This is a genomic window from Candidatus Binatia bacterium (genome assembly GCA_036563615.1).
Lineage (GTDB): Bacteria > Desulfobacterota > Binatia > UBA12015 > UBA12015 > DATCMB01.
This window is the reverse complement of sequence record DATCMB010000018.1, coordinates 74,156-93,304: the sequence shown is the minus strand read 5'-3', so window position 1 is coordinate 93,304 and position 19,149 is coordinate 74,156. Positions and strand designations below refer to the sequence as shown.

Genomic DNA, 19,149 nt, shown 5'->3' with positions numbered 1-19,149 from the left:
GCACGAGCGCTGCGGCGCGAGGCGGCGAGCCGCGCGCGTGCGCACGCCGGCGTATCCGCCGTGCTCGCGACGCGACGCGATCACGACCGCACCGTCGGCAGGACCGCGAAGCCGTCGTCGAGCGGCTCCGCGTCGTCGGTGAGCGGCCCGATGTCGCGCAGCACGCGACCGTCCTGCATCTCGATCGTGCGCTGCCCGTAGGTCGCGGCGAAGGCGTCGTGCGTGACCAGCACGACCGACATCCGACGTTGCACGTTCAGGCGACGCAGCAGGTCGAGGATCATGCGCCCGTTCGCGGAGTCGAGGTTTCCCGTCGGCTCGTCGGCGAGCAGGATGCGCGGCTCGGTCGCGAGCGCGCGCGCGGTCGCGACGCGCTGCTGCTCGCCGCCCGACAGCTCCGCGGGGTAGCGCTGCCACGCCGAGGACGGCACGCCGACCTGCTCGAGGCTCGCCGCCGTGCGCTCGCGCACCGCGCGCCCGCGCAGCCCGAGGCGCTCGAGCCGCCAGGCGACGTTGCGCTCCACCGTCAAGCGCGGCAGCAGGTTGAAGCTCTGGAAGACGAAGCCGATCGTGCGCAGGCGCAGATCGCTGCGCTGGCGCTCGGAGAGCTCCGCAAGGTCCTGGCCGGCGACCAGCACGCGGCCGCTCGTCGGGTCGTCGAGGCCCGCGATCAGGTTGAGCACGGTGCTCTTGCCGCAACCGCTCGGCCCCATGATCGAGACGAACTCGCCTTCCGGGACGTTGATGCTCACCTCCGAAAGCGCGTGCACCGCGGCCGATCCGCTGCCGTAGGTCTTGGTGACGCGGTCGAGAACCACGAGCGGGCTCACTGCGACCTCCTTGGGGTTCGCGCACGGCTAGCAGCATCGTCGCGGCGTCATCAAGAACAAATCTCGCTCGCTTCGTGGCATCGATTCGAGCCATCGCTGCGCGCGGCGCACGCGCGCGATGCTTGACAAGATCGCGTACGATGCCGGACGTACGCCGACGTGCCTGGTGCGTCCTGCGGTCTCGTCCGACGGTCGCGCGCAACCTGCGTCGTGCTGCTCGCCGCGGTGCTGCTCGCGAGCCAGCCGCCGCAGCAGCTCGCCGCCGAGCCCGGCCCCGCCACGGACGAGCGCAGCACGGTCACCGAGGTGCTCGACGCCGCGCGCGCCGTGCACGCGCGGGTGTCCGACAAGACCTCGCGCGTCACAATGCGGATCCACGACCCGTCGGGCGAGGTGCGCATCCGCACGCTGCGCGGCTACGAGAAGACGACGCCGAACGGACGGAAGCTGCTCTGGATCTTCGAGTCGCCGGCCGAGGTCGCGGGCACCGGATTTCTTGCTTGGCAGAAGCGACCCGAGCCCGACGAGATGTGGGTCTACTTCCCCGGGCAGCGGCGCGTTCGACGCGTGTCACCCGAGCTCCGCCGCGAGCAGTTTCAGGGCAGCACGTTCACCTACGAGGACCTGACCACGGTGTTCTACCTCGACTACGACGGCACCCACACGCTGCGCGGCGTCGAGCCGTGCGGCGAGCGACGCTGCTTCGTGGTCGAGACCGAGCTCGCCGGCGACGCCTTCGCGTACCGCACGCTGCGCACCTGGATCCGCGCCGACGACCACCTGCCGCAGCGCATCGAGCTCACCGGCGAGGGCGTGCGCAAGGTGATGACGCTCGTGCGCGCCGGCGAGGTCGAGGGGGTCGCGACGGCGCTCGAGATCGAGATGGCGACCCCGGACGACGGCTGGCGGACGGTGGTCGAGTACTCCGAGGTCGACTACGACAGCGGGCTTCCGGACGAGCTGTTCACGGTCGGCGCGCTGAGCCAGAAGGGGAAGTAGGCTTCGGTGACCGGCGGGCCGAAAGCCCTCGAGCGGCGCCCCTGCGGCACCGACCCGAGCGCCGCCAGCGGGCAACCGGACGGACCCGCCGCCGAGAAAAGCGACGCCCGTGGAAGCGAAAGCCATGCGAGCCGCGACAGGAATTTCCGCCTGCTCCGTCTATCTGGCAGGTCGGACGCAAGAGCCGACCGGCAATGAACGGCGTTCACTGCGATTGAACGCCGTCCTTGCGATGGAAAGGCCCGCCGCCCCTCCGGCGGGCCCACCCCATTCCCACCGCGGCTGGCCCCTCCCCACGTTCGGGCCAGCCGCGGACCTCCCTTCCGCATAAGCGCATGAGCTCGCCCCTCGAGCCGGTCCTGGTCGACGAGCCGCTCCGCGAGCGCGGCGCGCTGTCGCGGGTGCTGCTCGTGCTCTGGCACGGCGCGGGCGGCGACGTCACCGAGCGCTCGCTGGTCGCGCTCACGGAGGCCGCGCGCGCGGCGGGCGCGCTGGTCGTGCGGGCGCGCTTCCCCTACCGCGTCGCCGGAAAGCGGGCGCCGGATCGCATGCCGACGCTGCTCACCTCCGCACGCGAAGCGGTCGAGACGGCGCGAGCGCATCCGCTCGCCGGCGGTCGCCGGCTCGTGCTCGGCGGCCGCTCGATGGGCGGTCGCGTCGCCTCGCTGCTGGTCGCCGACGGCCTGCCGGCCGACGCGCTGGTCTTCCTGTCCTACCCGCTGCACCCGGCCGGCAAGCCCGAGAAGCGGCGCGACGAGCACCTGCCGCGCGTCGCCTGCCCGATGCTCTTCGTGCAGGGCGATCGCGACACGCTCTGCGACCTCGATCTGCTGCGCGGCGTGCTCGCGCGGCTCGGCGAGCGCGCCGAGCTCGCCGTGTTCCCCGGCGCCGACCACGGCATGCGCCGGGCGAAGCCGGAGGAGATCGCAGCGAGGGTGCTCGAGTTCCTGACCCGGGTCCTGCCCGCCGGTGGCGGCCGGTCACGGTCGCGGGGCTGAGCCCGCCCCGGCCGACGCGCCGCGCGCCGCGCCTACCACTTCTCGCAGAACGGCCGCAGGTCGAGCTCGAAGGTCCACGCCGAGCGGTCCTGCTGGACGAGCTGCCAGTAGACCTCGGCGATCGCGTCCGGCGACAGGAAGGTCTCCTGCGGACGGTCGGGCAGCAGCGCGCGCGTCGTCGGCATGTCGATCACGCCGTCGACGATGACGTAGGCGACGTGCACGCCCTGCGGACCGAGGAGCCGCGCCATCGACTGCGCGAGCGCGCGCTGCGCCGCCTTGGCCGGCGCGAACGCCGCGAACGCGACCCCACCGCGCAGCGACGCCGTCGCCCCGGTGACGACGATCGCGCCGCCGCCCGCGGCGATCATGTCGGGCGCGAGCTCCTGGCCGCAGACGAGGAGCGCGCTCGTGTTGATCCGGAACGCTTCCTCGAGCTGCTCGACGGTGACGTGCAGCAGGTCGCCGAAGCTCGCGTTGCCGGCGTTGTGCAGCAGCACGCGCACGGGACCGAGCTCGGCGCGTACCCGCGCCAGCGTGGCGCGCAGCGCGGCGACGTCGGTGACGTCGGTCGGAAACGCCTTCGTCCCCGGGATCTGGCGCTCGAGCTCGGCGAGCCGCTGCGCCGAGCGCGCGAGCATCGCGACGCGGTAGCTCTCGCGCGCGAAGCGGCGGCACAGGGCGGCGCCGGTTCCCGGTCCGACGCCGGTCACGAGGCAGACGGGGGCTTCATCGACGGCCATGGGGTGCTCCTTCGCTCGCCGTGACGTCGCGGCGCGTGATGCCGTGACGCGACGGCTGCGTGATCCCGCCACGGCGGCGGCGCCGATTCAACGCGCTCGAACGCGCGCGCTGGTCGTGAGCGCGCGCTCGCGCGTCAGGCGACCGCAGAGCGTGGCGTGCGCTCGGCGCGCGCCGGCGGCGCCGCGAGCCACGGCGGCACGACGTTCATCGCGGCGAACGTGCGCTCGATCGAGCGCGGCGTGCCCCAGTCGCTCCAGCCGAGACCGTCCGCCTGCAGGACGAGCAGCTCGGGCACGACGCGCGAGAGGAAGTCCGTCGAGAAGTTCCACGGCTCGAGCGACGCGTAGTGACGCTCGAGCGCCGCCGCGTCGCTTGCGAGCGCGCGCATGGCGTCGTGGTCGCGCGGACGCACGCGCGAGAGCAGCTCGAGCATGCGCGCTGTGCGGAACACCATCACGAACGAGTTCCACAGCCCGCCCTGGCGCACGATCGCTCGCGCGCGTGCGCGCGGCGGCTTCTCGGCGAACGCCGCGACCTCGAACACCGGCGGCGTGCGCTCCGCCGCGAGCCGCGTCGCCGGCAATACGTAGCCGTACTCCGGCGACGGCTCCTCGGGACGGATGCCGATCAAGCCGAGTTTGCCCGGACGCTCGTCGATCACGTCGGCCGTGCGGCGCACGCACTCACGGAAGGCCGAGTCGTCGGCGATGTAGTGGTCGCTCGGCAGCGTCGCGAGCAGCGCGCCCGGCGCGCGCCGCTCGAGAGCGAGCAGGCTCCACAGCAGCCCCGGCCCTGTGTCGCGGTTCGACGGCTGTACCAGCATGTTCTCCGGCGGAAGACCGGCGAGCTGCGAGCGCGCGAGGTCGAGGTGGTCCCGGTTGACGATCACCAGCGTGCGCTCGCGCGGCACCAGCGGCGCGATGCGATCGAGCGTCGCTTCGAGCATCGAGCGGTCGCCGGCGATCCGGCAGTACTGCTTCGGGATCGGCCGGCCGGCGAGGCGCCGTGTGAGCTCCTGCAGCCTTCGGCCGTCGCCGCCCGCGAGGACGAGCGCCCAGAGCTCAGGTGGATTGCTGGTATCCGTCATCACCGTCTCCGCCCGCTTGGGGCGCTCGCAGCGATCTCGCCGGGCGCCGCCCGCTGCCGGTGTGAGCAAGCCGCGGACCACGTCCTGGTCGAGGACGGGCGGAGCCGCGACGTCCGCGCGCCGCGTAAGGTCTACAGAGGTCCGAGAAAAATCGCCGCGCGTCTCCATGCGCAGCACGTGCGCAGCATGCGCAGCCGTGAGCCTCCGTTTTGCTTGTCACGCGTAGAGCAAGACGCGATCGCACCGCTGCGAAGGCGGCTCGGCCCGACGTCGCAGCTTCGGGAAGCGCGGTGCACGCGCAGGAGGGATCCCGATGCCGGAGAAAGCGACCAAGAAGCGAGCGCAGAAGGCCAAGCGTCAAGGCAAATCCGGGTCGACGCAGGCCGGCGAGTACGTGCGCGAGGAGATCCACCACGTACGCAAGGGCAAGCACGGTGCCCGCTCGACCAAGCAGGCGATCGCGATCGGGCTGTCGAAGGCCCGCCGTGCCGGCGTCAAGACCTCGAAGCCGAGCAAGCGGACGACGTCGGCGTCGACGCGCAAGAAGGCCGCGCGCGACAGCGCGAAGGGCCGCAGCGGCAGCAAGCGCAGCCCGTCGAAGGCCCGCTCCCGCGCGACCTCGCGCGCGCTGAAGCGCGAGGGCCGCAGCGCCGCGTCGCACAAGAGCCTGTCGCGGCAGGCGAAATCTGCCGCGAAGCGACGCACCAAGGCCGACCGCTCGCGGGCGGCGAAGAAGGCCGCGCGCACGCGCGCCAAGAAGAAGGCGAAGAAGGGGTGACGCGATGAGACCGTCCATGACCGCCGCCGAACGAACGATCGTCGTGCTCAGCGCGACCGCCGCGCTCGTCGCCGTGCTCGTCGCAGCCGGTCGAGCGGCAGCCTGCCCGGGAGCCGGCGCAAGCGCCGACCAGGTCACGCTCGCCCAGGCCGGCGGCAGTGGCGTGAACGTGCCCGACGGCGCGGTTGCGCCCAAGACCGACGTCGCCCCCGGCGGCACGACCGGCTCGGAGGACGACGTCGACGCGCCGCGCACCAGCCGGAGCTTCGGCAGCGGCAATCCGCTCGCCGGCGACGAGATCGACGACCTCCGTCCCGACTCCGACCCGCGCTCGGGCGAGAACGCGATCGACGCCGACGAGCCCCGCGGACCGCGCGGCGTGGATTGACGTCCGCTACGCCGCGCCGCGTCCCCAGTCGCCGAGCACGTCGTGGTAGGCACGCACGTACGCGTCCGCCATGTGCCGCGACGTGAAGCGGCCCTCGAACTCGCGCCGGCACCGCTGGCGCGAGATCTCGTCCACGTGCGCGACCGCGCGCACCATCTCCGCCTCGCCGCCGCACAGAAAGCCCGTCACGCCGTCCTCGACGACCTCCGGCACCGAGCCACAGGCGCGCGCGACGACCGGCGTCCCGCACGCCAGCGCCTCGATCATCACGATGCCGAACGGCTCCGGCCACTCGATCGGCATCAGCAGCGCGTACGCCTCGCCGAGGAATTGCTGCTTGTCCGCGTCGCCGATCTCGCCGACGTACTCGACCGACGAGGTGTCGAGCAGCGGCCGGATCACGGCGTCGAAGTACTCCTTGTCGGCGTCGTCGATCTTGGCCGCCATGCGCAGCGGCATGCCGACCTTCCGGGCGATGCGAATCGCGGCGTCGGGTCGCTTCTCCGGCGACATGCGGCCGAGGAACGCGAGGTAGCCGCCGCGTCCGTCGCCGGCGCGGAGCAAGTTCCTGGGCAAGCCGTGCGGCACCGTCGCGCGGAAGCTCGACGCCGCTAGCGGCGCGCGCTGCGCGTCGCTGATCGAGATCAGCTCGACCTCGGGGAAAGCCTGAAAGACCGCCTTCAGGTCGGGGATGTCGAGCCGTCCGTGCAGCGTCGTCACCACCGGACGCGGCGACGTCACCGCGAGCAGGAAGCCCAGGTAGTCCATGTGGTTGTGGATGACGTCGAACTCGAGCGCGTGCTCCATCACGCCGCGCAGGTGCGCGACGTGGTGGGCGAGCGGATCGCGGACGTCGCCGCGCAGGCGCAGCGCACGATCGCAGTCCGAGACCAAACGGGCGCGCGTGCGCGAATCACCGGACGCGAACAGCGTCACGCGGTGACCCATCGCGACCAGCTCCTCGGTGAGAAAGGAGACGATGCGCTCCGTGCCGCCGTAGAGCCGCGGTGGAACCGATTCGTACAGCGGTGCAATCTGTGCGATGCGCATCCTCGACCCGAACAGGTCGAGGTCGGAGCAACGCGTGTGCCGCCGACCGAACGAAGGAGCGCAAGAGCCGTCGGGCGCGCGATGCGCCGACTTCTACAATGCGGCGTGCAAGCACGAAGGCGCGCGCGCCGCGCGCGTCTTCACCCGGAGGGCGACGTCACCCGAGCCGCGGCTTCATCCGCCAGCGGATCCCGATCAGGATCGCGAAGAACAGCCCGAGCAGGACGATCGTCGGGATCAGCACCTCGCTGAAGCCCGCGCCGCGCTCGATGATCCGCCGCGACAGGATCTGGTACCAGCGCAGCGGAAACAGCGCGCCGATCTCGCGCACGCCGTGCGGCATGAGGGCGTAGGGCAGCATCGAGCCCGACAGCACGAACGACGGCATGATGAAGAACACCGAGATGAACACCGCCTGCGCCGACGTGCGCGCGAGCGCCGAGACGAAGACACCGATGCCGAGCGACGCGAGGATGAAGGGCAGGGTGGTGACGTAGAACACCAGCACGTTGCCCTTCGGCCAGTAGCCGTGCAGCAACCCGGCGCCGACCATCCCGATCGTCAGCGCGACGTAGCTGATCACGACGTTCGGCAGCAGCTTGCCGAGGACGATCTGCAGCGCCGTCGCCGGCTGCGCGAGCATCTGCTCGTAGGTGCCGTTCTCTTTCTCGGCGACGAGCCCGAGGCTCGCCGCGCTGAGGCAGATGTTGGTCAGCAGGAAGCCCGCGAGCGCCGACAAGTAGAAATTGATGTCGCGCAGCGTCGGGTTGTAGCGGAACTCCTGGCGCAGCTCGATGGGCGGCGCGCGTCCGGGGCCGCTCGTCGGCGCCTTGCCGAGGCGCTCGCGATCGGCCGGCGACGCGGTCGCCTCGTAGCGCGACGCGATCTGCGCGACGTAGCCGCTCACCCGCGCCGCCGTGAGCGGATCCGTGCCGTCGAGCAGAAGCTGCACCTGCGGCCGACCACGCTCGATCTCGCGCCGGAAGTCTTTCGGGATCACGAGGAAGGCCGTCGCGGCGCCGCGCTTCAGCAGCGCGCGTCCCTCGTCGTAGCTCGTCACGGCGACCGGCGGCGTGAAGTAGCCGCTCGCCTGGATGTCGGCGACGAGCCCGCGCGAGGCGGCCGTCTGGCTGCGATCGAGCACCGCCCAGGGCACGTCCTGCGGAGTGAAGCGCATCGCGAAGCCCATCACGACGAGCAGCACGAACGGCTGCATCAGGACGTTCTGGATCACGACCGCGTCGTGCCGCATCAGCGACGCCTCCTTGTAGGCGATCGCCAGCACGTTCGAGACGAAGCGCCGCGCGCGGCGCGCGAGCCCGCTCATTGACGCCTCCCGATCGCGCGCAGCGCGACGAAGGTCAGCACCGCGCCCATCACGCCGATGATCGCAATCTCGTCGATGAGCGCGAGGGGGCCTTCGCCGCGCAGGTAGATCGCGCGGCTCACGCGGATGTAGTGCGTCGCGGGGATCAGCTCCGAGATCATGCGGAACGGCAGCGGCATGTTGCGCGTCGGCACGGCGAAGCCGGACAGCAGAATCAGCGGCTGGCTCGCGAGCACGGTCTTCGACACCGCCTCGGCGGCGGTCTTCGAGGTCGCAGAGAAGATCACGCCGAGCGACAGCGACACCAGCATGTAGAAGGTCGAGATGAGGATGAAGAAGAGCGCGCTGCCCGCCGGCCAGACGCCGAGCAGAAAGCCCGCGAGCAGCATCATCAGCACGACGTCCGCCGAGAACACGGCGCCGAGCGGCAGGATCTTGCCGAGCAGGATCTCGACCGAGGTCGCGGGCGTCACCTGGAGCTGCTCGAAGGTGCCGGCCGAGCGCTCGTTGACGATCGACACCGCGATGATGAGCGTCGTCGCGAAGCTCAGCACGAAGCCGAAGGTGCCGCTCACCATGTAGGGCGTGCCGTCGAGCGTCGGGTTGAAGAGCGCGATCGGCACGACCTCGACGCCAGCTCCTTCTCCCGCCGCGGCACCGCGCGGCGCAGCGCTCGCGTCGGCGCGCAGACGCAGACCGGTCGCGGTCGCGATCCCCGTCAGGAAGGCTTCCGCGTTGCCGGCGAGCACGACCTCGCCGCCGTCGTAGACGACGCGGACCTCGGGCGGCGGCCCGCCGGCCTCGTAGTGCCGCAGCCGGCGCTCGAAGTCCGGCGGGATGACGATGCCGACCCCGATCTCGCCCGAGGTCATCGCGGTGTCCATCGCGGCGCGGGTCGCGAACGGGATCGGCACGAAGGTCCCCTGCGCAGCGAGGTCGGCGATCAGCCGACGGCTCGCGGCGCTCTGGCTCGCGTCGATCACGCCGAGGTCGAGCTCCTTCACGTCCGTCGACAGGATCTTGCCGAACAGCACCAGCGCCATGAGCGGCACCAGGATCAGGATCGTCACCGTGAACGGGTCGCGCAGCGTCGCGAGCGCTTCGCGTCGCACGAGGACCCAGAGGCGCCGCGCGCTCACGCCGCCTCCCGCGCCGCCGCCGCTTCACGCATCATCGCGCGGAAGACGTCGGCCATCTCCGGCTGCTCGACGCGCACGCGCGCGCCCGGCACGAGCGCGAGGACGGCGCCGAGCGCGTCGAGCGTCGCGGTGTCGAGATCGCCGGTGCGAACCGTCACGCCGTCTTGCGACGCCGCCGCCGCGAGCTTGCGCTCGGCGAACGCGCGCAGCAGCGGCTCGCGCTCGCGCTCCGGTTGCGCGAGCGTGACGTGCACCGCGTAGCCGTTCGAGAAGCGACGGCGCAGCTCCGCCGGTGAAGCGTCGGCGACGAGGCGACCCGCGTCGATGAACGAGATCCAGTCGCAGTAGTCCGCTTCCTCGAGGAAGTGCGTGGTGACGAACACGGTCACGCCGGCGTCCGCTTCCTCGCGGATCAGGTCCCAGAAGAGCGCGCGGTTGTGCACGTCGACGCCCGCCGTCGGCTCGTCGAGGAACAAGACGCGCGGGTGGTGCAGCGTGCTCAGCGCGAGGCCCGCGCGCTGGCGCACGCCGGCCGGCAGGTCGTCGGGCTTCTCGTTCTCCGCCTCGGCGAGCGAGAAGCGCTCGCGCAAGGCCCCCCAGCGCTCGGTGAGCTGCGCGCGCGAGAGGCCGTAGAGCCCGGCGTAGAACTCGACGTTCTCGCGCAGCGTGAGCCCCTGGTAGAGGCTCACCTTCTGTCCCATGTACCCGATGTGGTCGCGCACGCGACGCGGGTGGCGGATGACGTCGATGCCGTCGACCTCGATCTGGCCTTCGGTCGGCTCGAGGATGCCGATCAGCATGCGGATGGTCGTGCTCTTGCCCGAGCCGTTCGCGCCCAGGAACGCGAAGATCGAGCCGCGCGCGACCTGCAGCGACACGTGGTCGACCGCGACGAAGTCGCCGAAGCGCTTGGTGAGCCCGCGCGCGCGGATGATGACGTCGCCGTCGCTCACGCGGGTGCCGGCTCCTCGGCGCGGCGGGACGCGTCTTCCAGTCCGTCGCGCGACAGCTCGAGCAGCATGGACTCGATGTCGACCGGCACCCGCTCGGCGAGCACGAGCCCGCGATCGCGCAGCGCCCAGAGGTCGCGCAGCACGCGCTCCTCGCCGGGGGACTCGTCGCTGCGCACCTCGATGCGCGCGTGACGTCCGTGCGCGCGCGCCTGCTCGACGTACGGCAGCTCGCGCGCCGCTTCGACGATCGCGCGCGGGTCGTGCCCCCACGCGCGGTAGAGCTCGAGCGGCACGGCGGCGCACAGCTCCTCGGGCGTGCCGACCGCGACCACGCGCCCCTCGTCGAGGTAGACCAGGCGGTCGCAGCTCGCGACCTCCTCGAGGTAGCTCGTGCTGATCAGGATCAGCACCTCGTGCTTGCGCTCCTTCAGCACCGACCAGATCTCGTCGCGCGCCACGACGTCGACGCCCGCGGTCGGCTCGTCGAGGATGAGCAGCTTCGGCTGCGGCAGCAGCGCGCAGGCGATCGCGAGCTTCTGCTTCATGCCGCCGGAGAGCGCTCCTGCTTGACGGCCGCGGAACGCCGCGAGCCCGGCGCGCTCGAGCAGCGGCATCGCGCGGCTCTCCACCTCGTGGGGCGGGATCGCGTGCAGCCGCGCGACCACGTGGACGTTCTCCATCACGGTGAGCTCGCGATAGAGGCTGAACTGCTGCGGCACGTAGCCGATGGTCTCCTTGAGCGGCGTGACGTCGCCGCGCAGGTCGACGCCGAGCACCGACGCCTCGTCGGCCTCGACCTCGAGCAGGCCCGCGAGCGTGCGCAGCAGCGTCGTCTTGCCCGCGCCGTCCGGGCCGACGACGCCGAGGATCTGCGGACCCGCGACGTCGAGGTCGACGCCGCGCAGCGCCGGGCGCGCGCCGTAGTGCTTGACGAGGCGGCGCAGCCGGATCGTCGGCAGAGCGGCGCTCACCTCGCTCACCTCAGCGTCGGGCGGCGTGGCTCTCCGCCTCCGCGGGGAGCAGGTAGACGTTCCCCTCGCTGCCCGGCTTGAGCAGCGCCGCGTCCTCGAGGACGCGGACCTTGGCGCGGTACACCTGCCCCAGGCGGTCGCCCCGCGTCTCGATCTTCTCCGGCGTGAAGTTCGCCTGGTCGGCGATGAAGCTGATCTCGCCCGGGATGCGGCGGCCGGGCGCGCTGTCGAGCTCGATCTCGACGCGCTGGCCGACGTGCACGTCCGCCAGCGCCGCGACCGGCAGGTAGATCTGCACGTACTTGTCCTTCGGGTCGAGCACGCCGACGATCGGCGTGCCCGGCTGCGCGAGCTCGCCCGGCCAGACGAACTGCGTCTGCACGACGGTCTCCACCGCGGGCGCGCGAATGAGGTACTTGTCGCGCGTCACCTCGAGCTCGGCGATCTGCGCCTGGATCAGCTTCGCGCGCTCGCGCAGCATCGCGAGCTGGGCGCGGTTGACGGCGATGCTGCGCTCCTCGGCTTCCGCCTGCGCGAGCAGGTCCTTGGCGCGTGCGAGCGCGGCGCGCGCCTGGTCGCGCTGCGAGCGGGCCTCGTCGAGCAGCTGCGCCGTGCTCGCGCCCGTCTTCACCAGCTCGACCTCGCGCGCGTAGGTGCGCTCGGCGAGCGTCAGCGCCGACTCCGCCTGCCCCACCTCCGCGCGCCGCGCGTCGACGCCGGTCTTCCACGTGCGCTCGACGAGCGCGACGCGCTCTTCCTGCGAGCGAATGTCGGCCTCGGTCATCTCGAGCTCGTGCCGCTTCGCCACGAGGCGCGCGTCGATGTCGCGCTGGTCGAGGCGCGCGACCACCGCTTCGGGCGGCACGACGTCGCCCTCGCCGAACGGCACCTCGAGGACGCGCCCGCTCACCTCGCTGCGGATGATGCGCTCCTCGCCCTCGACGAATCCGGTGTAGTAGACCTCGCCGCCGTCGCGACGCGCCCACCACACCGCGGCCGCGACCGCGATCAGCGGCACGACGACCGCAAGCACGACGCTTCGTCTCATTCAGCTGCTCCTCGTCGCCGCCGCGAGCTCGTCGAGCGGCAGGCCCATCAAGCGCTGCAGGGCTGCGCGCCGCGTGTGCGCCTGGTAGAGCGCCGTTGCCAGCGTCGCGCGCTGCTCGGCGAGCAGGCGCTCGGCGATCAGCACGTCGTCGCTCTGCGCGCGGCCGACGTCGAACTGCTGCTCGCGGATGCGCAGGTTCTCCTCCGCCTGTCCGAGCGCCGCCTGCGCCGTGGCGTACGCGGCGAGCCGCTCGATCGTCGCGAGGTGCGCGGCGCGCACCGCAGCCTCGAGCTCGCGCATCTGACGCTGCATGACGACGCGGTTGCGCTCGGCCTCGATGCGGGCCTCGGCGATCCGCGCTTCGCGTCGCATGTCGGTGCCGAGGTCCCAGCTGAAGCCGACGTAGCCCGAGCCGATCTGCGGCGGCGTCAGGATGTCGCTCGTCGAGTAGTCCATGGCGCCGCCGCCGCCGAAGCGCGGAAAGCGCGAGCGCTCGAGCGCCGTCACGGTGTCTTCGAGACGCTGCTGCTCCTCGAGCAGCGCGATCAGGATCGGGTTGTTCTCCCAGGTCAGCTCGAGGGCGCGCTCGAGCGGCGGGACGTCGGGCGGCGTGCGGACGTCGGCGAGCACGGCGGGCGCGTTCACGTCGGCGCCGATCACGCGGTTGAACGCCCAGCGCGCCTGCTCGATCGCGAGCTCGCGTCCCAGCAGCGCCTGCTCCGCCGTCTGCAGCGCGACCTCGACGGTGAGCAGGTCGTTCTTCGTCAGCCTGCCCTGGTCGAAGCGGCTGCGCGCGATGTCGAGCTGCGAGCGGTAGACCGCGATCGTCTGCTCGGTGACGGTGCGCAGCCGACGCGCCTCGAGCAGGTCGAAGTAGGCCTGCACGACCGCGAGCTGCTCCTCGAGCGTCGTCGCCCACACGCGCGCGCGCTCGCCGCGGTAGCCCGCCTGTGCGGCGGCGAGCGTGTGACGGAGCTCGCCGGTGAGGTCGAGCGGGAAGTCGATCGTGGTATTGACGGTGCCGGCCTCGGCGTCGCGCACCTTGACCTCGGGGACGGGAACGCCCGGCGGCAGGAAGCCCGGCGGGAGCTCGACGTTCGTCGTCTGCGGGTCGCTGTACCAGGTGTAGCGCGCCTGCGCGTTGGTCGCGGGCAGGAAGAGTCCGCGCACCTCGGCGACGCGCTCGGCGGTCGCCACCAGGCCGAGCCGCGCTTCGGCGATGCGTCGGTTGCCGCGCTCGGCGAGCTCGAGGGCGCGCGCGAGGTCGATCGTCTGCGCGGCGTCGGGCGCGCTCGTCGCTCGTCCGGCCGTGGCGTCGTCCGTGGTCGGCTCGTCCGCGTCGTACGACGTCGTTTCCGAGGTCGTGGGGCGCGCAGCCGTGTCGGACGTCGGCTGCGGCGCGGCGTCTCGGGCCGCGCCGACGCTCGACGGCGTGCCCGCGTCCGCCGCCGACGACACGCCCGCCGCCGCCTGCAGGCGCGCCATCTCCTCGCGCCGACGCTCGGCGTCCCAGCCGCCGTCGCCCTCGGGACGGAGGAACGCCGCGCAGCCCGCCGCCACGGCGACGAGCACGAGCCACGCGGCCGCTCGTGCGGTGCGTCGCAGGTCAGCCCGCACGGCGCACCCTTCGCCGTCGCGACGCGAGCCGCTCCATGCCGCCCAGCGAGAATTCGAAGACGTGCTCCGCGAGCTGGCGCGTGAAGCCGCGCGGGAACTCCTCGCGGCCGAGGAAGCGCAGCACCGCGGGCCGCATCACGTGGTAGAACATCACCTGACCGACCATGCTGAACGAGCAGCGGTCGATCTCCGCCGGCGACAGCGACGGGTAGAGTCCCTGAAACACGAGTCGCATCTCGTCCATGTTCGGCCTGATGAACTCGTCGACGATGTTCGGCAGCGCGGCGCTGGGATCGCACATCTCGCGCAGCATCAGCCGCCCGTAGATCGCCGGCGGCGGCCCGACCAGGATGTCGATCATCGTCTCGAGACGCTTGCGCGCGAGCGCCTCGAGCTGCTTGCGCGACATGCGGGCGATCGTCGCCTTGTCCGGCATCGGCGCTTGCGCGGCGAGACGCGCGCGGACCTGCGTGAAGTGCGTGCGCAGGACCTCGAGGTAGAGCTCCTCCTTCGAGCCGAAGTGGTAGTTCGCCGCGGCGAGGTTCGCGTTCGCCGCGCGCGCGATGTCACGCACCTTCGCGCCGTGGAAGCCGGTTGCCGCGAACAGCTCGGTCGCGGCGCTCAGCAAGCGCTGTCTCGTGCGAAGGTCGGCGCGCGCAGTCACGAAAACAGGTGTTTGAAACACCTGTTTGGGCAAGTCAACGGGCCGAGGGTCTCAAGAACGCGCCGCCGTCATGTTACGAGGCGCCGCGTGACCTACACCTACGTCGAAGCCGACCTCGATGATCCGCGGCACCGGATCGCGGTCCGCGACCTGATCGACGCCTACGCGCGCGACCCGATGGGCATGGGCGCGCCCTTACCGGAAGACGTCCTCGATCGTCTGATCCCCGGGTTGCGCGCGCACCCGAGCTGCATCGTGTTCCTCGCCCTCGCCGGCGAGGAGCCGGTCGGCGTCGCGGTGTGCTTCGTCGGCTTCTCGACCTTCGCCGCACGTCCGCTGCTCAACGTGCACGACCTCGCGGTCGTGCCGCAGCACCGCAGGCGCGGCGTCGCGCGCGGGCTGCTCGAGCACGTCGAGCGACGGGCGCGCGAGCTCGGCTGCGTCAAGCTGACGCTCGAGGTGCTCGAGGACAATCTCGCGGCGCAGGCGCTCTACCGCAGCCTCGGCTTCACCGACGCCGACCTCGGCGCGGGCGTGCGGCGCACGTGGTTCCTCGAGCGCCGGCTCTGCTGAGCGCGCGGTGGCGCAGACCGAGCGCGGCCTCGAGCGTCGTGGCGCGCGCTCACGAGCACCGCGGCGCGCGCTGCGGCGCTTCCGTCCTTCCGCCGCAGCGCGCGCTCGTGAAACGCTTCAGTCCGGCAGACCCAGCACGCGCTTGGCGATGATGTTGAGCTGGATCTCGGAGGTGCCGCCCTCGATCGAGTTGCCGCGCGAGCGCAGCCAGTCGCGCGTCACGCGGATCTCGTCGTCGCTGAAGCCGTCGCCTTCCCAGCCGAGGCCCTGCGGCCCCGCGATCTGCACCATCAGCTCGCGGCGGCGCTGGTTGAGCTCCGTGCCGTAGAGCTTGAAGATCGACGTCTCGGGGCCGGGCTTGTGGCCCGCCTTGGCGCCGTCGCGCGCGCGCGCCAGCGTCAGCTCGAAGCACATGCGGTCGACCTCGATCTGCGCCACGCGGTCGCGCAGCACCGGATCGGCGATCTTGCCGTCGCGCTCGCCGAGGTAGCGGCGCGCGTGGTCGGGCAGCGAGTCGTTGGTCGTGCGATCCGCCGTGCCCATGCCGGCGATCATCGTGCGCTCGTGGCCGAGCAGCGCCTTCGCCATCGCCCAGCCGCCGTTGACCCGTCCGACGACGTTGCGCCGTGGCACGCGCACGTCGGTGAGGAACGTCTCGCAGAACGGCGACGCGCCGCTGATCAGCCGGATCGGCCGCACGGTCACGCCCGGCGTCGACATGTCCATCAGCAGGAAGGTGATGCCCTCGTGCTTCGGCGCGTCGGGATCCGTGCGCACCAGGATGAACATCCAGTCCGCCTTGTCGGCGTACGACGTCCAGACCTTCTGGCCGTTGAGCACGAAGTCGTCGCCGTCGACGACCGCGCGCGTTTGCAGGCTCGCGAGGTCGGAGCCGGCGCCCGGCTCGGAGTAGCCCTGACACCAGCGAACCTCGCCGCGGACGATCGGCGGCAGGTGCTCGCGCTTGAGCTCCTCGGAGCCCTCCTGCAGCAGCAGCGGTCCGATCATCGACAGCCCGAAGCCGATCAGCGGCGGACGCAGACCGAGGCTCGCCATCTCCTGCGAGAGCACGCGCGCCTCGTCCTTGTTGAGGCCGCCGCCGCCGTACTCCTTCGGCCAGGTCGGCGCGGTCCAGCCGCGGCTCGCCATGACGTCGAGCCATTGCTTGACCTCGGGATGGTAGGTCGTCTTCTTGCCGCCCCAGCACAGGTCTTCGACCGAGGCGACCGGCTCGTACGCGATCTTCGGCGCGTTGGCCTTCAGCCAGTCGCGCACCTCACGGCGGAAATCCTCGAGATGAGCCATCTCAGTCCTCCAGCGCCTTGACCGCGGCGAGGACCTGCTCCGGGTGCTTCTCCGCGTTCGCGACCTTCGCCCAGTGCTTCTTCACCTTGCCGTCCTTGCCGATCAGGACCGTCGAGCGAATGACGCCGACGGTCTTCTTGCCGTACATCATCTTCTCGCCGTAGGCGCCGTACTGCGTCATCACCTTGCGCTCCGGGTCGGACAGCAAGGGGAAGTTGAGCTTGTACTTGGCGATGAACTTCTTGTGCGACTCCGGGCTGTCCGCGCTGACGCCGAGCACCGCCGTGCCGAGCTTGGTCAGCTCCTTGTTGAAGTCGCGGAAGCCGCAGGCCTCCTTGGTGCAGCCGGGCGTGTCGTCCTTCGGATAGAAGTAGAGCACCACGTTCTGCTTGCCCTTGAACTGGGCGAGCGAAACCGAGTTCCCGTCCTGGTCCTTGAGCGTGAACGCGGGTGCGGCCTTCCCTTCCTCGATCGGCATGCGTCCTCCCTCGGCTGCGGTTCGGGGCGGGATCATACGCGCCAACCGGCTTCGTGCAACAAAGGAAGTTGCGAACCGCGGGTGCGCATTGCACGGTGTGCGGGATGTCCTCCGCTGGTCACTTCACGCTCGGCATCGACGAGGGAACGACCGGGGTGCGGGCCGCGGTCGTCGATCCCGGCGGTCGCATCGCCGGGCTCGCCTACCGCGAGATCCGACAGCGCTACCCGCAGCCGGGCTGGGTCGAGCAGGACCCGCGCGAGATCCAGGCGTCGACGCGCGAGGTCGTCGCGCGCGCGCTCGGCGAGGCCGGCATCCAGCCGAGCGACGTCGCGGCGGTCGGCATCACCAACCAGCGCGGCTCGGCGGTGCTGTTCGAGCCCGGCGGCGAGCCGCTGGGTCCGGTCGTCGCCTGGCAGGACCAGCGGACGAGCGAGCGCTGCGACCAGCTGATGCGCCAGGGCGTCTTCGCCTCGCCCTACACCGCCGCGAGCAAGTACGAGTGGCTCGTCCAGAACCACGCCGCGGGGCGCAAGGCGGGCAGCTATCTGCTCGGCACCATCGACTGCTGGCTCGCGCACTGGCTCACCGGCAGCGCGCACGTCAGCGACCACTCGAACCAGTCGGTGAGCGGGCTCTACGAGTTCCTCGAAGGACGCTACGACGACAACGCGATCGCCGCGTTCGGGCTCGAGCGCGACGCGCTGCCGAAGTTCTGCGACACGAGCGCCGTCGTCGGCGAGACCCGGCGCGACGTGTTCGGCGCCGTCGTGCCGGTCGCGGCGCTGGCGGGCGATCAGCAAGCCGCGATGTACGGCCTCGCCTGCCAGACCCCGGGTAGCGTCAAGCTCAGTCTCGGCACCTCCGGCATGATGGATCTGAACGCCGGGACGTCGCTCGCCGCGCCCGGACCGGGGGCGTATCCGCTCGTGCTGTGGTCGCTCGACGGCGTGCGCAGCTTCTGCTTCGAGGGCAACACGATCACCGCCGGCGCGGCGGCGCAGTGGCTGCGCGACGGCCTCGGGCTGGTGAGCTCGCTCGACGAGCTCGAGCCGCTCGCGCGCTCGGTCGCGTCGAGCGAGGGCGTGTGGGCGATCCCGGCGCTGCAGGGACTCGGCACGCCGCACCTCGACGCCAACGCGCGCGGCATGATCGGCGGCCTGTCGCGGGCGTCGACGCGCGCGCACCTCGCGCGCGCCATCCTCGAAGGCGTCGCCTGGCGCTGCGGCGAGACATTCGCCGCGCTGACCGAGAGCACGCCCGAGCCGCCGAAGTCGCTGCGGGTCGACGGCGGTGCTGCGGCGAACGGGCTGCTGCTCGAGCTGATCGCCGACGCGACCGGCGTGCCGGTCGAGCGTCCGGCCGTGCTCGAGTCGGCGGTGCTCGGCGCGGCGCTGCTCGCGGGTCGCGCCGTCGGTCTGTGGCGCGACGAGGACGTCGCGGCACGGTTCGCGGTGGCGCGCGTCTACGAGCCGCGGCTCTCGGCGGACGAGCGCGCGACGCGCCTCGAGCGCTGGCGCAAGCTCGTCAACCTCGCGCGGGAGGCGGGAGCCGGATGAGCAGACCGCGCTCGCCGTCGGTCGTCATCCTCGACTGCGACGGCGTCCTGTTCGACTCGTCGGCGTCGAACATCGCCTTCTACAACGCGATCCTCGAGCGCATGGGGATGCCGCCGCTCGACGAGGAGGGCGAGCGTCTCGCGCACTGGATGGGCAGCCCGATGCTCATCGCGCGGCTGTTCGCGCACGACCCGGAGCGCCACGCGCAGGCGCGCGAGATCGCGCGTCAGCTCGACTACACGCCCTTCCTGCACCTGATGCGTCCGGTCGACGGGCTCTACGAGACCCTCGCCTGGCTGCGCGAGCGCGCGCGCACTGCGATGGCGACCAACCGCGGCAGCACGATCCCGCACCTGCTCGAGCACTTCGCGCTCACGCCGCACTTCGATCTCGTGGTCGGCATGCACGACGTGCCGCGACCCAAGCCCGCACCCGACATGCTGCTGCGCTGCCTCGAGCACTTCGGCGTCGAGCGCGACGAGGCGCTCTACGTCGGCGACTCGCCGAGCGACCGTCAAGCAGCGGACGCGGCGGGCATCGACTTCGTCGCGGTGGGCGACGTCGCCGAGGGCCGGCGCAAGATCGCGCGTCTGGTGGAGCTGCGCGAGCTGCTGAGCTGAGCGGGCTCGGAGCGCCGACGC

At 71.7% G+C, this 19,149-nt stretch carries 20 protein-coding genes; 7 read left to right on the top strand and 13 right to left on the bottom strand.

Annotated features, from left to right (window positions below; all coding sequences use genetic code 11):
• Positions 1-80 precede the first annotated feature (80 nt).
• Positions 81-830, bottom strand: coding sequence for an ABC transporter ATP-binding protein (locus tag VIS07_14505; protein HEY8516716.1), 750 nt, complete (start codon positions 828-830; stop codon positions 81-83).
• Between the two features lie 210 nt (positions 831-1,040).
• Between VIS07_14505 and VIS07_14500 the strand changes: the two genes are divergently transcribed.
• Positions 1,041-1,829, top strand: a complete 789-nt coding sequence (locus tag VIS07_14500) for an outer membrane lipoprotein-sorting protein (protein HEY8516715.1) — start codon at positions 1,041-1,043, stop codon at positions 1,827-1,829.
• 335 nt (positions 1,830-2,164) lie between these two features.
• Entirely contained in the window at positions 2,165-2,827 is a 663-nt protein-coding gene (locus tag VIS07_14495) for an alpha/beta family hydrolase (GenBank protein HEY8516714.1), read from the top strand.
• Between the two features lie 32 nt (positions 2,828-2,859).
• On the opposite strand, the gene VIS07_14490 is transcribed toward VIS07_14495, so the two are convergent.
• Both VIS07_14490 and VIS07_14485 read right to left on the bottom strand, forming a co-directional pair.
• A complete protein-coding gene (locus tag VIS07_14490) occupies positions 2,860-3,570 on the bottom strand; it encodes an SDR family NAD(P)-dependent oxidoreductase (GenBank protein ID HEY8516713.1) in 711 nt (236 codons plus the stop codon).
• Positions 3,571-3,704: 134 nt separating this feature from the next.
• A complete protein-coding gene (locus VIS07_14485; GenBank protein ID HEY8516712.1) occupies positions 3,705-4,658 on the bottom strand; it encodes a sugar phosphate nucleotidyltransferase in 954 nt (317 codons plus the stop codon).
• 313 nt (positions 4,659-4,971) lie between these two features.
• Here VIS07_14485 and VIS07_14480 point away from each other — a divergent pair, with 313 nt between their 5' ends.
• Positions 4,972-5,436 (top strand): DNA-binding protein, encoded by a 465-nt coding sequence (locus VIS07_14480; protein HEY8516711.1) that lies wholly within the window; start codon positions 4,972-4,974, stop codon positions 5,434-5,436.
• A 4-nt stretch (positions 5,437-5,440) separates the two neighbouring features.
• Positions 5,441-5,824, top strand: a complete 384-nt coding sequence (locus VIS07_14475) for a hypothetical protein (protein ID HEY8516710.1) — start codon at positions 5,441-5,443, stop codon at positions 5,822-5,824.
• 6 nt (positions 5,825-5,830) lie between these two features.
• Here VIS07_14475 and VIS07_14470 read toward each other — a convergent pair whose 3' ends face one another.
• From VIS07_14470 to VIS07_14435, 8 genes are all read right to left on the bottom strand, one after another.
• Positions 5,831-6,874 (bottom strand): glycosyltransferase family 4 protein, encoded by a 1,044-nt coding sequence (locus VIS07_14470; GenBank protein HEY8516709.1) that lies wholly within the window; start codon positions 6,872-6,874, stop codon positions 5,831-5,833.
• A 157-nt stretch (positions 6,875-7,031) separates the two neighbouring features.
• Positions 7,032-8,201, bottom strand: a complete 1,170-nt coding sequence (locus tag VIS07_14465; protein HEY8516708.1) for an ABC transporter permease — start codon at positions 8,199-8,201, stop codon at positions 7,032-7,034.
• Entirely contained in the window at positions 8,198-9,340 is a 1,143-nt protein-coding gene (locus VIS07_14460; protein HEY8516707.1) for an ABC transporter permease, read from the bottom strand. The genes VIS07_14465 and VIS07_14460 overlap by 4 nt, the downstream gene beginning before the upstream one ends.
• Positions 9,337-10,293: an ABC transporter ATP-binding protein gene (locus tag VIS07_14455; protein HEY8516706.1), complete on the bottom strand. Its 957-nt coding sequence runs from the start codon at positions 10,291-10,293 to the stop codon at positions 9,337-9,339. Before VIS07_14455 ends, VIS07_14460 begins: the two co-directional genes overlap by 4 nt.
• Positions 10,290-11,264, bottom strand: a complete 975-nt coding sequence (locus tag VIS07_14450; protein HEY8516705.1) for an ABC transporter ATP-binding protein — start codon at positions 11,262-11,264, stop codon at positions 10,290-10,292. Before VIS07_14450 ends, VIS07_14455 begins: the two co-directional genes overlap by 4 nt.
• A gap of 10 nt (positions 11,265-11,274) precedes the next feature.
• A complete protein-coding gene (locus tag VIS07_14445; GenBank protein ID HEY8516704.1) occupies positions 11,275-12,312 on the bottom strand; it encodes an HlyD family efflux transporter periplasmic adaptor subunit in 1,038 nt (345 codons plus the stop codon).
• Positions 12,313-13,929 (bottom strand): TolC family protein, encoded by a 1,617-nt coding sequence (locus VIS07_14440; GenBank protein ID HEY8516703.1) that lies wholly within the window; start codon positions 13,927-13,929, stop codon positions 12,313-12,315.
• Complete coding sequence (locus VIS07_14435; GenBank protein ID HEY8516702.1) at positions 13,919-14,557, bottom strand: CerR family C-terminal domain-containing protein; 639 nt, start codon at positions 14,555-14,557, stop codon at positions 13,919-13,921. Before VIS07_14435 ends, VIS07_14440 begins: the two co-directional genes overlap by 11 nt.
• A gap of 123 nt (positions 14,558-14,680) precedes the next feature.
• Here VIS07_14435 and VIS07_14430 point away from each other — a divergent pair, with 123 nt between their 5' ends.
• Positions 14,681-15,166, top strand: a complete 486-nt coding sequence (locus tag VIS07_14430) for a GNAT family N-acetyltransferase (protein HEY8516701.1) — start codon at positions 14,681-14,683, stop codon at positions 15,164-15,166.
• A gap of 117 nt (positions 15,167-15,283) precedes the next feature.
• On the opposite strand, the gene VIS07_14425 is transcribed toward VIS07_14430, so the two are convergent.
• Complete coding sequence (locus tag VIS07_14425; GenBank protein ID HEY8516700.1) at positions 15,284-16,471, bottom strand: acyl-CoA dehydrogenase family protein; 1,188 nt, start codon at positions 16,469-16,471, stop codon at positions 15,284-15,286.
• 1 nt (position 16,472) lies between these two features.
• Entirely contained in the window at positions 16,473-16,949 is a 477-nt protein-coding gene (gene bcp / locus VIS07_14420) for a thioredoxin-dependent thiol peroxidase (GenBank protein HEY8516699.1), read from the bottom strand.
• A gap of 104 nt (positions 16,950-17,053) precedes the next feature.
• Between bcp and VIS07_14415 the strand changes: the two genes are divergently transcribed.
• Positions 17,054-18,508, top strand: a complete 1,455-nt coding sequence (locus VIS07_14415) for an FGGY family carbohydrate kinase (GenBank protein ID HEY8516698.1) — start codon at positions 17,054-17,056, stop codon at positions 18,506-18,508.
• A complete protein-coding gene (locus tag VIS07_14410) occupies positions 18,505-19,128 on the top strand; it encodes an HAD family hydrolase (GenBank protein HEY8516697.1) in 624 nt (207 codons plus the stop codon). Before VIS07_14415 ends, VIS07_14410 begins: the two co-directional genes overlap by 4 nt.
• Positions 19,129-19,149 lie beyond the last annotated feature (21 nt).